This window comes from Sphingomonas sp., assembly GCF_017304635.1.
Lineage (GTDB): Bacteria > Pseudomonadota > Alphaproteobacteria > Sphingomonadales > Sphingomonadaceae > Sphingomonas.
The window spans coordinates 187,297-202,508 of record NZ_JAFKMA010000005.1; the positions used below are offsets into that span (position 1 = coordinate 187,297).

Annotated in this window: 12 protein-coding genes and 1 tRNA gene; 9 read left to right on the forward strand and 4 right to left on the reverse strand. The window is 68.1% G+C overall.

Annotated elements, in window-relative coordinates; translation table 11 throughout:
• Positions 1-71 precede the first annotated feature (71 nt).
• Positions 72-158: transfer RNA gene (locus tag J0I47_RS14495), tRNA-Leu, on the reverse strand.
• A 134-nt stretch (positions 159-292) separates the two neighbouring features.
• Here J0I47_RS14495 and J0I47_RS14500 point away from each other — a divergent pair.
• From J0I47_RS14500 to J0I47_RS14540, 9 genes are all read left to right on the forward strand, one after another.
• Entirely contained in the window at positions 293-1,228 is a 936-nt protein-coding gene (locus tag J0I47_RS14500) for a complex I NDUFA9 subunit family protein (RefSeq protein WP_294047677.1), read from the forward strand.
• Positions 1,229-1,276: 48 nt separating this feature from the next.
• A complete protein-coding gene (locus J0I47_RS14505) occupies positions 1,277-2,083 on the forward strand; it encodes an undecaprenyl-diphosphate phosphatase (RefSeq protein WP_294047678.1) in 807 nt (268 codons plus the stop codon).
• Positions 2,084-2,253: 170 nt separating this feature from the next.
• Positions 2,254-3,681, forward strand: coding sequence for an NAD(P)-dependent oxidoreductase (locus J0I47_RS14510; RefSeq protein ID WP_294047761.1), 1,428 nt, complete (start codon positions 2,254-2,256; stop codon positions 3,679-3,681).
• 35 nt (positions 3,682-3,716) lie between these two features.
• The gene (locus tag J0I47_RS14515; RefSeq protein WP_294047762.1) at positions 3,717-4,271 is read left to right on the forward strand and encodes a DUF2059 domain-containing protein; all 555 of its coding nucleotides are present in this window, start codon (positions 3,717-3,719) and stop codon (positions 4,269-4,271) included.
• A gap of 1 nt (position 4,272) precedes the next feature.
• Positions 4,273-8,784 (forward strand): glutamate synthase large subunit, encoded by a 4,512-nt coding sequence (gene gltB, locus J0I47_RS14520; protein WP_294047679.1) that lies wholly within the window; start codon positions 4,273-4,275, stop codon positions 8,782-8,784.
• Between the two features lie 84 nt (positions 8,785-8,868).
• The gene (locus J0I47_RS14525; RefSeq protein WP_294047680.1) at positions 8,869-9,285 is read left to right on the forward strand and encodes a hypothetical protein; all 417 of its coding nucleotides are present in this window, start codon (positions 8,869-8,871) and stop codon (positions 9,283-9,285) included.
• 62 nt (positions 9,286-9,347) lie between these two features.
• On the forward strand, positions 9,348-10,019 hold the full coding sequence (locus J0I47_RS14530; protein WP_294047681.1) for a glutathione S-transferase family protein: 672 nt from the start codon (positions 9,348-9,350) through the stop codon (positions 10,017-10,019).
• A 28-nt stretch (positions 10,020-10,047) separates the two neighbouring features.
• Positions 10,048-10,419 carry a tRNA-binding protein gene (locus J0I47_RS14535; RefSeq protein ID WP_294047682.1) on the forward strand — a complete coding sequence of 124 codons (372 nt, stop codon included), beginning with the start codon at positions 10,048-10,050 and terminating at the stop codon, positions 10,417-10,419.
• A gap of 68 nt (positions 10,420-10,487) precedes the next feature.
• A complete protein-coding gene (locus tag J0I47_RS14540) occupies positions 10,488-11,132 on the forward strand; it encodes a DUF72 domain-containing protein (RefSeq protein WP_294047683.1) in 645 nt (214 codons plus the stop codon).
• Here J0I47_RS14540 and J0I47_RS14545 read toward each other — a convergent pair.
• The 3 genes from J0I47_RS14545 to J0I47_RS14555 form a co-directional block, all read right to left on the reverse strand.
• Positions 11,119-11,562 carry a DUF202 domain-containing protein gene (locus J0I47_RS14545; protein ID WP_294047684.1) on the reverse strand — a complete coding sequence of 148 codons (444 nt, stop codon included), beginning with the start codon at positions 11,560-11,562 and terminating at the stop codon, positions 11,119-11,121. The genes J0I47_RS14540 and J0I47_RS14545 overlap by 14 nt on opposite strands.
• 35 nt (positions 11,563-11,597) lie before the next feature.
• Positions 11,598-14,198, reverse strand: coding sequence for an aminopeptidase N (gene pepN / locus J0I47_RS14550; protein WP_294047685.1), 2,601 nt, complete (start codon positions 14,196-14,198; stop codon positions 11,598-11,600).
• Between the two features lie 89 nt (positions 14,199-14,287).
• Complete coding sequence (locus J0I47_RS14555) at positions 14,288-15,211, reverse strand: EamA family transporter (RefSeq protein WP_294047686.1); 924 nt, start codon at positions 15,209-15,211, stop codon at positions 14,288-14,290.
• Position 15,212 lies beyond the last annotated feature (1 nt).

Below are 15,212 nucleotides of genomic sequence, written 5' to 3' on the forward strand. Positions count from 1 at the left end.
ATCGTCGATGAAATTGTGCTTTGAAACCAGCCGCTTGCTGGACGTCTCTGGACGTCTCCAGAGAGAACAAATGGTGCCCAGAAGAGGACTCGAACCTCCACGCCCTTGCGAGCGCCAGCACCTGAAGCTGGTGCGTCTACCAATTCCGCCATCTGGGCACGGGGTAGGCCGCGCGCTCTATGGGGGGTGCCGGGGCTTGTCAACCGCATGAATGCCGCGCGTTCGCGCTTGTCGGCGGGGGCGGGGCGGGGCATGGGAGCGGCAGGATCGTAACGCTCGAAGGGCGCCACCCATGAAGGACACACTAGTAACGCTGATCGGCGGGGGGGGCTTCATCGGTCGCTACGTCGCGCAGAACCTGCTGGCGGCGGGCGCGCGGGTTCGGATCGTCGAGCGTGATCCGCGGCGGACGTGGTTTCTGAAGCCGCTCGGCGGCCTCGGCCAGACGCAGTTCGCCGCCGCCGACGTGACGCGGCCGGACACGATCGCGCGGGCCGTCGCGGGTTCCGATGCGGTGGTCTATCTGGTCGGCACGTTCGGCCCGAAGTTCGAGGCGATCCATGTCGATGGCGCGCGCGTGGCGGCCGAAGCCGCGGCGGCGACCAGCGCGCGGTCGTTCGTGCTGGTCTCCGCGCTCGGCGCCGATGCCGAATCGCCGTCGCGATATCAGGCGACGAAGGCGGCGGGCGAGGAAGCGGTACGGGCGGCGTTCCCGGCAGCGACCGTGCTGCGCCCGTCGGTCGTGTTCGGGCCGGAGGACAAGTTCCTCAACCGCTTCGCCGAGATGATCGCGCGGTTGCCGGTGGTGCCGGTGCTGAAGCCGAACGCGAAGTTCCAGCCGGTCCACGTCGTCGACGTCGCCAAGGCAGTAATGGCGGCGCTGGGCGATCCGACAGCGCATGCCGGCAAGATGTATGAACTGGCGGGGCCGGAGGTGATGACGATGGCCGAGTTGCAGCATTGGCTGGCGCGGGCGATCGGGCGGTCGCCCGCGTTCCTCGAACTGCCCGATGTCGCCGGGTCGATGCTGGCGATGGGCGGCTTCCTGCCGTTCGCGCCGATCACGCGCGACCAGTGGGCGACGTTGCAGCGCGACAACGTCGCGACGGGCACGCTGCCCGGCCTGTCCGCGCTCGGCATCGAGCCGACGCCGATGGAAGCGGTCGCGCCGGCTTGGCTGGTGCGCTATCGCAAGGCCGGGCGGTTCGGCGTTCGCGCCGCCGTCTGATCGATCCGGCGGCGGGCGCGGGGCCTGCCGCAAATCCCTGGGGGCGACGTGACCGACCCGATTACCGCCATCATCCTCGGCATCGTCGAGGGCGTGACCGAATTCCTGCCGGTGTCGTCGACCGGCCACCTGATCCTGGCGGCCAAGCTGCTGCACTACGATCCGGAATATTGGGCGCTGTTCAACATCGTCATCCAGTTGGGCGCGATCCTGGCGATCGTGGTGCTGTACTGGCGGACGTTCTGGGCGGTGCTGCAAGGGCTGATGAAGGGCGACGCGACGTCGATCCGGTTCGTGCGCAACATCCTGGTCGCGTTCATTCCGGCGGCGGTGATCGGCGCGGCATTGCACAAGAAGATCGAGGGGCTGCTCGGCTCGGCGCACGTCGTGGCGGTCGCGCTGATCGTCGGCGGCGTCGCGATCCTGGCGATCGAGCGTTTCGTGCGCGAAGGCAATATCAAAGGCGTGGCCGAGGTGCCACTGGGCAAGGTGGTCGGGATCGGCTTCATCCAGTGTCTCGCGATGGTGCCGGGAGTCAGCCGGTCGGGCGCGACGATCCTGGGCGCGCTGAGCCTGGGGGTCGAGCGGCGGACGGCGGCGGAGTTCAGCTTCTTCCTTGCCATCCCGACGATGCTGGGCGCGACCGTGCTCGAACTGTTCACCAAGCGGCACGAGCTGACGACCGCGGGCGGCGTCGGCGTCGGGTTGATCGCGATCGGTTTCGTCGTCGCGTTCCTGGTCGCGTTGGTGGTGGTGCGCTGGTTCGTCGGCCTGGTCGGACGCGTCGGTTTCAGTCCGTTCGGCTGGTATCGGATCATCGTCGGTGCCGCTGCACTAGCCTTGCTCGCACGCTGATTGTTCCGTATCGGACATATATTCGAGAAGTTTCCCTATCATATCAATCGGCCAAGCCGGATCGGCATTTAATTAGGTCATTAGTTCTGTCGTAACAGGCGGATTTGTCATGACGAGCTTCGGATTTTGGGGTAGGGCGCGTTCCGAAAGGAGCGCCCGTGCCCAACGATATGCTGCGATTCGTCGACGTGACGCAGGTCTATCCCGCCAAGCGCGAGGCCGCGCACCGCGCCGAGGATTTCCGGGAGATCGCCGATCGCTACGCCATGCCGGCGGCGGAGGAGCAGGCCGGGCGGTGCTCGCAATGCGGGGTGCCGTACTGCACGGTGCATTGCCCGCTCCACAACCACATCCCCGACTGGTTGCGACTGACCGCCGAAGGGCGGTTGCGCGAGGCGTACGCGCTGTCGTCGGCCACGTCGACCATGCCGGAAATCTGCGGCCGCATCTGTCCGCAGGACCGCTTGTGCGAGGGTAATTGCGTCATCGAATTTTCCGGCCACGGCGCGGTCACGATCGGGTCGGTCGAGAAGTTCATCACCGACACCGCCTGGGAGGAAGGCTGGGTCGAGCCGATCGCGGTCGGGCGGCCGAGCGGGCGATCGGTCGCGATCGTCGGGGCCGGGCCGGCCGGATTGACGGCGGCCGAACTGCTCCGCGCGCGTGGGCACGACGTGCATGTCTATGACCGCCACGATCGCGCCGGCGGGCTGCTGACCTACGGCATTCCGGGTTTCAAGCTGGAGAAGCCGGTGGTGATGCGCCGGGTCGAGCGGCTGGCCGAGGGCGGCATCGTCTTCCATCAAGGTGCCGCGATCGGCGACGGCACCAGCCTCGACGACCTGCGCGCGCGCCATGATGCGGTGCTGATCGCGACCGGCGTCTATCGCGCCCGCGCGCTCGACGTGGCCGGTGGCGACAGCGACGGCGTGGTCGAGGCGCTCGATTACCTGACCGCGTCCAACCGCAAGGGTTTCGGCGATGCCGTGCCGGCGTTCGAGGACGGCTCGCTCGATGCCGCGGGCAAGCGGGTCGTGGTGGTCGGCGGCGGCGACACGGCGATGGATTGCGTGCGTACCGCGATCCGTCAGGGCGCGGCGTCGGTCGCCTGCCTTTATCGCCGCGACCGCGCCAACATGCCGGGCTCCGCGCGCGAAGTCGGCCATGCCGAGGAGGAGGGCGTCGAGTTCGTCTGGCTCTCGGCTCCCGCCGCGTTCGGCGGGGAGGGGCGAGTCGCCAGCGTCGGGGTCAACCGCATGCGGCTCGGCGCGCCCGACGCCAGCGGCCGCCGCGCGCCGGAACCCGACGGCTCGCCGATGGAGGTCCGCGATGTCGACATGGTCATCAAGGCGTTGGGCTTCGATGCCGAGGACTTGCCGACGCTGTTCGGCGCGCCCGAACTCGGCGTGACGCGCTGGGGCACGTTGCGAGTCGATCCGGCGACGATGATGACCAGCCTCGACGGGGTATTCGCCGCCGGCGACATCGTCCGCGGCGCCAGCCTGGTCGTGTGGGCGATCCGCGACGGCCGCGACGTGGCGGAGCGGATGGACGCGTACCTTAAGGTACTCGGCAAACAGGAAAGGGAAGCGGCATGAGGAAGATCGTTCTGGCGGCGACCGCCGGCCTGTTGATGACCGCGCCCGTTTCGGCGCAGACCGCGCCGAAACCGAACGCTCCCGCTGCCGCGATCGATCCCGCCAAGCTGGATGTCGCGCGCACCATCGTGGCGGTCGTCCTGCCGCCGGATCAGCGCGACAAGATGATGACCGATGCCATGAACGCCATGATGAAGAATATCATCGCCGGCATCATGCAGGGTATGGGAATGGGTGAGGAGTTGCACAGCAACCCCAAGCTGCGCGCAGTGTTCGAACGATTCATCGCCCGACAGCGCGATCTGGCGTTGGCCGACCTTCGCGTGGCGATGCCGGAACTGTCTGACGTGTACGCGCGCGCTTATGCCCGCATGTTTTCGCTCGATGATCTGCATGCGATCGCCGCCTTCGTCGCGACGGCGGCAGGTGCGCGCTTCGTCCAGCGATCGCCGGCCTTGTTGTCCGATCCGGATGTCAGCGAGTGGCAACGTCGCCTGGCCGCCAAGGGCGCGGCGCGGCAGCAGGCCGAGCTCGCCAAGTTCAAGGCCGAACTGTTGGAAGTCCGCGACGCGCGCCCGAGTGGGACCTGACATGACCGACCAACGCACTCGTCTCGCCACGCATGGCATGTACCGGCCCGAGTTCGAGTCCGACGCGTGCGGCGTCGGGCTCGTCGCGGCGATCGACGGCCGGCCGTCGCGCCGCGTGGTACAGTCGGCGATCGATGCGCTGAAGGCGGTGTGGCACCGCGGCGCGGTCGATGCCGACGGCAAGACCGGCGACGGCGCAGGGCTGCACGTCGACCTGCCGCACGCCTTCTTCGACGAGGCGATCCAGGCGTCGGGGCACCGCGTCGGCGAGGAGCGGCTGGCGGTCGGCATGATGTTCCTGCCGCGCACCGATTTGGGCGCGCAGGAGACGTGCCGGACGATCGTCGAGAGCGCGATCATCGAGGCGGGCTATACGATCTACGGCTGGCGCCAGGTGCCGGTCGACGTGTCGGTGATCGGCCGCAAGGCGCAGGAGACGCGGCCCGAGATCGAGCAGATCATGATCGCCGGTCCGCTGCCCGACCAGCAATCGGCGGCCGAGTTCGAAAAGGATCTCTACCTCGTCCGCCGCCGGATCGAAAAGCGCGTGATCGCCGCGCAGATCAGCGGTTTCTACGTCTGTTCGCTGTCGTGCCGGTCGATCATCTACAAGGGGCTGTTCCTCGCGGAATCGCTGTCGGTCTTCTATCCCGATCTGCTCGATGCGCGGTTCGAGAGCCGCGTCGCGATCTTCCACCAGCGTTATTCGACCAACACCTTCCCGCAATGGTGGCTGGCGCAGCCGTTCCGCTGTCTCGCGCACAATGGCGAGATCAACACGATCCGCGGCAACAAGAACTGGATGCTCAGCCACGAGATCAAGATGGCGGCGACCGCGTTCGGCGAAGCGTCGGAGGACATCAAGCCGGTGATCCCGGCCGGCGCGTCGGACACGGCGGCGCTGGATGCCGTGTTCGAGGCGATCTGCCGCTCCGGCCGCGACGCGCCGACCGCCAAGCTGATGCTGGTGCCCGAGGCGTGGGGCGCGAAGGGCGAGATGCCCAAGGCGCATCTCGACATGTTCAAGTATCTGGGCAGCGTGATGGAGCCGTGGGACGGCCCCGCCGCGCTGGCGATGACCGATGGCCGCTGGGCGGTCGCGGGGATGGACCGCAACGCGCTGCGCCCTTTGCGCTACACCGAGACGGCGGACGGCCTGCTGATCGTCGGGTCGGAAACCGGGATGGTCGTCGTGCCCGAGACCGAGGTCGTCGCCAAGGGGCGGCTGGGGCCGGGCCAGATGATCGCGGTCGACCTGGATGAGGGGCGGCTGCTGCACGACCGCGCGGTCAAGGACCGCATCGCCGGCGAGCACGATTATGCCGCGATGATCGGCGAGTTCGTGACGGTCGACGATCTCACGGCGCCGAAGGGCGACGCGGTCGCGCGGTTCGATCGCGCCGAGCTGTTGCGCCGCCAGGTCGCGGCGGGCCAGACGATCGAGGATATGGAGCTGATCCTGTCGCCGATGATCGAAACGGCCAAGGAAGCGGTCGGATCGATGGGCGACGACACGCCGCTCGCGGTCATCAGCGACAAGCCGCGGCTCATCAGCCAGTTCTTCCGCCAGAACTTCTCGCAAGTCACCAACCCGCCGATCGATTCCCTGCGCGAACGACATGTGATGTCGCTCAAGACCCGGTTCGGCAACCTCGCCAACATCCTCGACACCGGCACGCGGCGCGATCCGGTGCTGGTGCTGGAAAGCCCGGTGCTGACCGGCGCCGACTGGGCGCGGCTGAAGGCGCATTTCGGCGACGCGGCGGCGGAGATCGACTGCACCTTCGCACCCGGCGGCGCCGCCGATACGCTCCGCACCGCAATCCAGCGCATCCGCAACCAGGCCGAACAGGCGGTGCGCGAGGGCAAGAGCGAGCTGTTCCTGTCCGACCGCGCGATCGGTCCCGATCGCGTCGGCATCGCCGGCGTACTGGCGGCGGCGGCGGTGCACACGCACCTCGTCCGGCGGGGCCTGCGCTCTTACTGCTCGGTCAATATCGAGACCGCCGAATGCCTCGACCCGCATTATTACGCGGTGCTGATCGGGGTGGGAGCGACCACCGTCTACGCCTATCTGGCCGAAGCGGCGATCGCCGACCGCCATGCGCGCGGGCTGACCGGTGACCGCAACCTCGACAAGTGCCTGGCGAACCATCGCAAGGCGATCGACGAGGGTCTGCTCAAGATCATGGCGAAGATGGGGATCGCGGTGATCTCCAGCTATCGCGGCGGGTATAATTTCGAAGCGGTCGGGCTGTCGCGCAGCCTGGTCGCCGACCTGTTCCCCGGCATGCCGGCGAAGATTTCGGGCGAGGGCTACGCCTCGCTCCATCTCAACGCGACGCTGCGTCATGCCCAGGCGTTCGATGCCGATGTCGCGACGCTGCCGATCGGCGGCTTTTACCGCCAGCGGTACGGCGGGGAGACGCATGCCTATTCGGCGCCGCTGATGCACTTGCTGCAAACGGCGGTCGCGACCGACAGCTATTCGACCTACCAGCGTTTCTCGCGCGGGGTCGCCGAATTGCCGCCGGTCTATCTGCGCGATCTGATGGAGTTCAACTTCCCGGAGACCGGCATCCCGGTCGAGCAGGTCGAGGCGATCACCGAGATCCGCAAGCGGTTCGTGACGCCGGGCATGTCGCTCGGCGCGCTGTCGCCGGAGGCGCATGAGACGCTGGCGATCGCGATGAACCGGATCGGCGCGCGCGCCGTGTCGGGCGAGGGCGGCGAGGACAAGGCGCGGTTCCGCCCGTACGAGAATGGCGACAACGCCAATTCGGGCGTGAAGCAGATCGCCAGCGGACGGTTCGGCGTGACCGCCGAATATCTCAACGCCTGCGACGAGATCGAGATCAAGGTGGCGCAGGGTGCGAAGCCCGGCGAGGGCGGCCAACTGCCCGGGTTCAAGGTCACCGAGTTCATCGCCAGGCTGCGCCACGCGACGCCGGGCGTCACGCTCATCAGCCCGCCGCCACACCACGACATCTATTCGATCGAGGATCTGGCGCAGCTGATCTACGACCTCAAGCAGATCAATCCGCGCGCGCGGGTGTGCGTAAAGCTGGTCAGTTCGGCCGGGATCGGCACGGTCGCGGCGGGGGTGGCGAAGGCGCACGCCGACGTCATCCTGGTCGCCGGACATAACGGCGGCACCGGTGCCTCGCCCCAGACCAGCATCAAGTACGCCGGCACGCCATGGGAAATGGGCCTGTCGGAGGTCAACCAGACCCTCACGCTCAACGGCCTGCGCGGTCGCATCAAGCTGCGCACCGATGGCGGGCTCAAGACCGGCCGCGACATCGTGATCGCGGCCATCCTGGGCGCGGAGGAGTTCGGCATCGGCACGCTCAGCCTCGTCGCGATGGGCTGCATCATGGTGCGGCAATGCCATTCGAACACCTGCCCGGTCGGCGTCTGTACGCAGGATGCGAAGCTGCGCGAGAAGTTCACCGGCAACCCGGAAAAGGTCATCAACCTGATGACCTTCATCGCCGAGGAGGTGCGCGACATCCTCGCCCGGCTGGGCTTCCGCAGCCTGGACGAGGTGATCGGCCGCACCGAACTGCTCCGTCAGGTCAGCCGCGGGGCGGAGCATCTCGACGATCTCGACCTCAACCCGATCCTGGCGAAGGTCGATGCCGACGAGAGCCAGCGCCGCTTCAGCCTCGATGCGTGGCGCAACGACGTGCCCGACAGCCTCGACGCGCAGATGATAAAGGACGCCGCCGCCGTGTTCAGCCGCGGCGAGAAGATGCAGCTGACCTATTCGGTGCGCAACACGCACCGCGCGGTCGGCACCCGCCTTTCCAGCGAAGTCACCGCGCGATTCGGCATGGCGACGCTGGCGGACGGGCATGTCCGCGTGCGGTTGCGCGGGTCGGCGGGGCAGAGCCTCGGCGCGTTCCTGGTCCAGGGCATCACGCTCGAAGTGTTCGGCGACGCCAACGATTATGTCGGCAAGGGCCTGTCCGGGGGTACGATCGTCGTTCGTCCGGCGGTATCGTCGCCGCTCGCCAGCCAGGACAATACGATCATCGGCAACACCGTGCTCTATGGCGCGACCAGCGGGCGGTTGTTCGCGGCAGGCCAGGCGGGCGAGCGCTTCGCCGTGCGCAACTCCGGTGCGACGGTCGTGGTCGAGGGCTGCGGCGCCAATGGCTGCGAGTATATGACCGGCGGCGTCGCGGTGGTGCTGGGCACGGTCGGCGCGAATTTCGGTGCGGGCATGACGGGCGGGATGGCGTTCGTCTATGATCCCGACGCCTCGTTCGAGCGCCGCGCCAATGGCGAGTCGATCGTATGGCAGCGGCTCGCCTCGGCGCATTGGGAGGCGGTGCTCCGCAACCTGATCCGCGCGCATGCGGCGGCGACCGACAGCCAGTGGGCGCGTTCGATCCTCGACGATTGGGACCGCACCGCGGGAGCGTTCTGGCAGGTCGTGCCGAAGGAAATGCTCGACCGCCTGTCGCATCCGCTCGACGACCGTCCGGAACTGGTCGCCGCAGAGTGACCGCTCGGTCGACTCAGGCCCTTCAAATCGGACGCAAAATCGGTTATAGGGAGCGCTTCCCGATAGACTGATCGGACATGTGCCATGCGTAAACTTGCCCTGTTCCTCGCCGCCGCGACGGTCGCGGCACCCGCGTTCGCGCGCGACCACGACGCGCCGCCGCCGCCGCGCGACGATCTGCGCGCGGTGTCGCACCTGTTGTCGGACCCGCGCGCGCAGGCCGGCATCGCCGGACTTGTCGATGCCCTGACCGATGCGGTGATGCAGACTCGCGTCGGCCCGCTCGCCGACCTCGCGCCCGATTCGGACCTCCGCCCGGGCGACACGCTCGGCGACGTCCAGCGCCGCCGCGACCCCGCCTACCGCCAGCGCCTCCGCGCCGAGACGGCAGGGGCGATGGCCGTGCTCGGCCGCGCTACCGGCGATGCCGCCGCCATGTCCGACGAACTCCGCGCCACCGTCGCCCGCGTCCAGCGGGTGATCGAGCCTTACCAGCGCTGATCCGTCACCGGCGGTAAGCTGTCGCTTGCCGCCCCCCCGGCGCGGTCGCTAGAAGCGGCCTCATGTGGCAGCTCTATCAATTCCCGCTCTGTCCGTTTTCGCGCAAGGTACGATTGCTGCTGGGGGAGAAGGGTGTCGGCTATACGCTGGTGCGCGAGAATCCGTGGGAACGGCGCGACGAATTCATCGATATGAATCCGGCCGGGCAGACTCCGGTGATCGCCGATGCCGAGCGCGACATCCGGCTGATCGATTCGCTCGTCATCTGCGAATATTTCGACGAGACGATCGACAAGGCGCAGATGATTAACGGCACCGCCGTCCAGCGTGCCGAGATCCGCCGGCTGGCGACGTGGTTCGACGCGTTCTTCTTCCACGACGTGACCGAAAAACTGCTCGGCGAGCGGATGATAAAGCGCGTCGTGACCAAGCAGGGGCCCGATGCCCGCGTGCTGCGCGAGGCGATGAAGTCGGCGGTCGAGTATCTCGATTACACCGATTACCTGCTCGGCCGGCACAATTGGATGGCGGGGTCGACGCTCAGCCTTGCCGATCTGGCGGCGGCGGCGCAGATTTCGGTGGCCGACTATCTTGGCGGGATCGACTGGAAGAGCCACGAGGAAACCGCGCGCTGGTATTCGGGGATGAAGAGCCGCCCGAGCTTCCGCCCGCTGCTGAGCGAGCGGATGGAGGGCATCCCCGCAGCGCCGCATTATGATGACGTGAATTTCTGATGCGGGCCGATATCGCGACGAGATCGCCATGCACGTGATGCACGATGTCGGCGCGCCAGCGGCCGAGACGATCGCCTTCGACGATTGGCTGAAGGTCGATGTCCGCATCGGCACGGTGACCGCCGCCGATCCGTTCCCGGAGGCGCGCAAGCCCGCGTACAAGCTGACGATCGATTTCGGCCCGGCGATCGGCACCAAACGCTCGTCGGTCCAGATCACCGAGCATTACACACCGGGCGATCTGATCGGCCGTCAGGTCGCTGCCGTGGTCAACTTTCCGCCGCGCCAGATCGGCCCTTTCATCTCGGAGGTGCTGACGCTCGGCTTCCCCGATGCTGCGGGCAAGGTCGTGCTGATCGGGCCGAGCGAACCGGTGCCGAACGGCGGGCGGTTGTTCTGATCCGCATCGGCACCGCGGGCTGGTCGATCCCGCGCGCCGTCGCGGACCGGTTCGGGGACGGCGACAGCGTGCTGGCGCGGTATGCGACGCGGTTCGATGCGGTCGAGGTCAATTCGAGCTTCTATCGCCCGCATTTGTCCAAGACCTATGCTCGCTGGGCGGCGAGCGTTCCCGATGATTTCCGGTTCGCGGTGAAGCTGCCCAAGGCGATCACCCATGAGGCGCGGCTGGTCGGCGGCGATGCGCTGCTGGCGGCGTTTGCGGCGCAGACCGGCTGGCTGGGCGAGAAACGCGGGCCGATCCTGGTGCAACTGCCGCCGAGTCTCGCCTTCGACGCGAGCGTGGCGGCCACGTTTTTCGATACCTGCCGCCGTCATCTCGGCGAGGCGCCGATCGCTTGCGAGCCGCGCCATGCCGGTTGGTTCGCGGACGCCGCCGACGCTCTTTTGGTGGCCCATCGCGTTGCCCGCGTCGCCGCCGATCCGGCGCCGGTCCCGGCTGCGGCGACGGCGGGCGGCTGGCGCGGTTTGCGGTACGTTCGACTGCACGGATCGCCGCATATCTATCGCTCCAGCTATGACGACGCGGCGATCGACCGCGAGGTGATGGCCGCGCGAGCCGCCAGCGACAGTTGGACGATCTTCGACAATACCGCCTCGGGCGCCGCGACGGCCAATGCCCTGACCATGCTGGCGCGCGTCACGGCGTCGTGACGACTCCGATGAACGCGGCGAGCGTGACGAGCACGAGGAAGCCGTTGATGACGATCAGCAATGCCGCGGGCAGGCGTTGCGCGCGCGGTTTGGGCGGCCGCACGCTCGGCGCCATTTCACGCCACACCGCGGCGACGAAACAGAAGCCGGCGAACAGCACCAGCGCCGCGCCGGCCGTCTTCGACAGCCAGTCCGCGACCAGTTTGTCGAGCAACGCCCGCGCGCCGATCCCCGACGCCAGCGCGGCGAGCCCGGTGCGCACCCACGCGGCATAGGTCCGCTCGGCGGCCAGGATCGTGCGGTCGGCGGCGAGTTCGGTACGGCGGTCGGCGCTGTCGACCTGTTCGACCGCGCTTTCCTTCATCACCGCGGCGGACTGTTGCAGCTTTTCGTGCGTCGCCGCCGCGGCTTTGGTCTGGGGGTCCGCCATGCAGGGTCAAACGCCGGGCGGCCGATCCGGTGCCGTTAGCTGTCCAGGCTCTTCGACGCTTGCTCGAACAAGTCCTTGGACAGGCCGGGCGTCGCCAGGATGCGCTGCAACTCGGCCTTCATCAACGCGGCGCGATGCGGATCGAACCGGCGCCAGCGACCGAGCGGCGGCAGCAGCTTGGCGGCGGTCTGCGGATTGAGCCGGTCGAGCGCGATCAGGTGATCGGCCAGGAAGCGATAGCCGGCGCCGCCGGGCTCGTGGAACGCGCGCTGGTTGACCCCGAACGCGCCGATCAGCGACCGCGCGCGGTTGGGATTGGCGAGGCTGAAATCGGGATGTCGCGCGAGCTCGGCGACCACCCCCGGTGTGTCGTCGCGCGCCGACAGCGCCTGCGTCTGGAACCATTTATCGAGCACCAGCGCGTCGGTCGAATAGCGGTTGTAGAAGATGTCGAGCGCGGCGACCCGCTCGTCCGAATTGCCGTTGGCGAGCGTGCCGAGCGCACCCTGGCGGTCGGTCATGTTGTCCGCCGCCTCGAACTGGCGGAAGGCGAGGGCCGGCGCATCGGCCGCGCCGCTCGCCGCGATGTAGCCGAGCGCGACGCTGCGCATCCGCCGTCCCGCCTTCGCCGCGGGCGAATAGACGAAGGCGCCGGCGCTGCTCGCATCGGCGTAGATCGCGCGCCACAGCGGATCGAGCGTGCGCCCGATGTCGCGGCGCAACGCCTCGCGCGCGCGGAACACGGCGTCGGGATCGACGATTTCGAGTTGGTCGCCGATGAACGCGTCGGACGGCAGCACCACGGCCTCCGCCACGAACGCGCGGTCGAGCGCGGGGTCCTCCAGCGTGCGGCGCACCGCCTCGATCACCGCCTGATGATCGGCGCGGCCGAGCCGGATCGTCGCGACCAGCGTGTCGAGCATCAACTGCTGCATCGCTTCGTAACGGGCGAACGGATCGTCGTCGTTGGCGCTCAGGAAGGCAAGGTCGCTCGCGGCGCGGTCGCTCTCGACGATGACGGGGGCGGAAAAGCCGCGGTTGATCGACAGGATGGGCGTCTCGGTCACGCCTTCGAACATGATCTCGGCGCTCGGCTGGTCGAGCATGTAGAGCTGTTCGTTGCCGAGCGGCGCACCGGTCCGCCCGCCGAACAGCCGCAGCTTGAGCGGCAGGACGAACGGTTCCTTGACCGGCTGGCCCGGCGTCGGCGGGGTATGTTGCGCAAGGCGGAGCGTCGCGCGGCCCGAACCGGCATCGTGGTCGATCGCCGCGGCGACGCGTGGCGTGCCGGCCTGGCTGTACCAGCGGCGGAACTGCGTCAGGTCGACCCCGCCGCCGAACTCCATGCAGCGCACGAAATCCTCGCATGTCGCCGCCGTCCCGTCGTAGCGGTCGAAATAGAGGTCGGTAGCAAGGCGGAAGCGTTCCGGCCCCAGGATCGTCGCCATCATGCGGATGACTTCGGCACCCTTGTTGTAGATCGTCGCGGTGTAAAAGTTGCTGATCTCGATATAGTCGTCGGGGCGGATCGGATGGGCGAGGGGGCCGGCATCCTCCGGGAACTGGCTCGCGCGCAGGGAGCGCACGTCCTCGATCCGCTTGACCGCGGCCGAGCCCTGGTCGGCGGAGAAGCTCTGGTCGCGAAAGACGGTGAAGCCTTCCTTCAGCGACAGCTGGAACCAGTCGCGGCAGGTCACGCGATTGCCCGACCAGTTGTGGAAATATTCGTGTGCGACGACCGCGGCGATCGCGTCGTAATCGTAATCGGTCGCGGTGTCGGGGTCGGCGAGGATGTAGCGGCTGTTGAAGATGTTCAGCCCCTTGTTCTCCATCGCGCCGAAGTTGAAATCGTCCACCGCGACGATGTTGAACACGTCGAGGTCGTACTCGCGCCCGTACACCTTCTCGTCCCACGCCATCGCCAGTTCGAGCGCATGGAGCGCGTGCGCGGTGCGCGGCAGGTCGGCGGCGCGGACCCAGATGGCAAGCTCGACGTCGCGCCCGGACATCGTCGTGAAGGTCGCGCGGTTGGCGGCGAGGTCGCCCGCCACCAGTGCGAACAGGTAGCAGGGCTTGGGGAACGGATCGCGCCACTCGGCCCAGTGGCGTCCGTCGCCGAGGTCGCCGCTCGCCATCGGATCGCCGTTCGCCAGCAGGACGGGGAAGCGCGCCGTGTCGGCGGTCATCCGCACCGTGTAGCGCGCCAGCACGTCGGGCCTGTCGGGGAAGAAGGTGATGCGGCGGAACCCCTCCGCCTCGCATTGCGTGCACAGATTGCCGCCCGAGGCGTACAGCCCCATCAGTTGCGTGTTGCGGTCGGGGTGCAGCGTGACCTCGGTCTCGATCACATGTTCGGCGCCGGACAGGTCGATCTCGAGCGTGTCGCCGTCCATCCGCCAGTCGTTGTGCGCGACGCCGTCGACCAGCACGCGCGTGGGGACGATCCCGTCGCCGTCGAGCCGTAGCGGCCGATCGTGCGCGTCGCCGCGCGTGACGATGAGCTTGGCGACGACCCGGGTAGTGGCGGGGTCGAGATCGAAATCCAGGTCGATCGTCGGGACCAGCCAGTCGGGCGCTCGATAGTCCTCGCGGCGCGTGACCGGCGGGGCGGCGAGGGCGGACTGGGCGTCGATCATGCTGGTTCCCGGCTTTCGTCGTTCAACCGCGCGGCGCGGCGAGACGTTCCGGTGCTACGCCCCCGCACCGGGCGCGCCAAGCGTAAAGCTCAGCGGTCGGGCCGCCGCGCACGCAGCGCGATGACGAGGCCGGCGGCGGCCAGCGCGGCGCCGGCGATCGCCAGGCCCGACCAGCGATACCCCTCGAACCCGGTCGACAGCAGCATCGCGATAACCGGCACGATCACGCTCGAATAGGCCGCCTTGGCTGGTCCGATCGTGCGCAGGACGTTGTAATAGAGCGGAAAGGCGAGCGCCGAGGCGGCGAGCCCGAGATAGAGGATGCCGGCGAGATAGACCGGGCGCAGCTCGATCGTCGGCGGGCCGACCGTGGCGAAAGCGAACGCCGCGTCGAGCGCCGCACCGATCAGCATCGCCAGCGCGAGCGTCGATGCCATCGGATAGCGCGCCGCGGTCGGCGTCGCCTGCAGCACGTTCGCGGTCGAGGCGGACAGGATCGCGGCGAGGGTGAACGCGACCCCGACGATCGCCTGGCCCGGCCCGTTGGGATCGACGCGCGCCTCGTGCACGAACAGCAGGACGATGCCGGCCATCGCGACCGCCGACCCGACCACCAGTTGTTGCCCCATCCGCTGGCCGAGGAAGATTCGCGCGAGCAGCGCGTTGGGCACCAGCAGCAGCGCGAACACCACGGCGACGAGCCCGGAAGTGATATGCTGCTCGGCGCGATAAACCAGGTTGAAGTTGAGGCAGAATTGCGCGACCCCGATCGCCGCCGCGAACCCCAGCCCGCGCGCATCGAAACGCCAACTGTCGCGGCGCACCCCGGCATAGATCGCCATCGCGACGCCGGCGACGATGAAGCGATAGGTGACCGACCAGCTCGGCGGCACCACGCCCAACTGGTCGCGGATCACCAGCCAGGTCGATCCCCAGATCAAGGTGACGATGCCGAACGGGATCAGGACCGCGAGGCGCGTCGATTGCGGCTTGGCGGACGGTGGTTCGAGCATG

Excerpts from the sequence above, each read along its gene's own strand:
- J0I47_RS14500 (WP_294047677.1), top strand. The coding sequence starts at position 293 with ATGAAGGACACACTAGTAACGCTGATCGGCGGGGGGGGCTTCATCGGT.
- J0I47_RS14510 (WP_294047761.1), top strand. The coding sequence starts at position 2,254 with ATGCTGCGATTCGTCGACGTGACGCAGGTCTATCCCGCCAAGCGCGAG.
- J0I47_RS14515 (WP_294047762.1), top strand. The coding sequence starts at position 3,717 with ATGACCGCGCCCGTTTCGGCGCAGACCGCGCCGAAACCGAACGCTCCC.
- gltB (WP_294047679.1), top strand. The coding sequence starts at position 4,273 with ATGACCGACCAACGCACTCGTCTCGCCACGCATGGCATGTACCGGCCC.
- J0I47_RS14525 (WP_294047680.1), top strand. The coding sequence starts at position 8,869 with ATGCGTAAACTTGCCCTGTTCCTCGCCGCCGCGACGGTCGCGGCACCC.
- J0I47_RS14530 (WP_294047681.1), top strand. The coding sequence starts at position 9,348 with ATGTGGCAGCTCTATCAATTCCCGCTCTGTCCGTTTTCGCGCAAGGTA.
- J0I47_RS14535 (WP_294047682.1), top strand. The coding sequence starts at position 10,048 with ATGCACGTGATGCACGATGTCGGCGCGCCAGCGGCCGAGACGATCGCC.
- J0I47_RS14545 (WP_294047684.1), bottom strand. The coding sequence starts at position 11,562 with ATGGCGGACCCCCAGACCAAAGCCGCGGCGGCGACGCACGAAAAGCTG.
- pepN (WP_294047685.1), bottom strand. The coding sequence starts at position 14,198 with ATGATCGACGCCCAGTCCGCCCTCGCCGCCCCGCCGGTCACGCGCCGC.
- J0I47_RS14555 (WP_294047686.1), bottom strand. The coding sequence starts at position 15,211 with ATGCTCGAACCACCGTCCGCCAAGCCGCAATCGACGCGCCTCGCGGTC.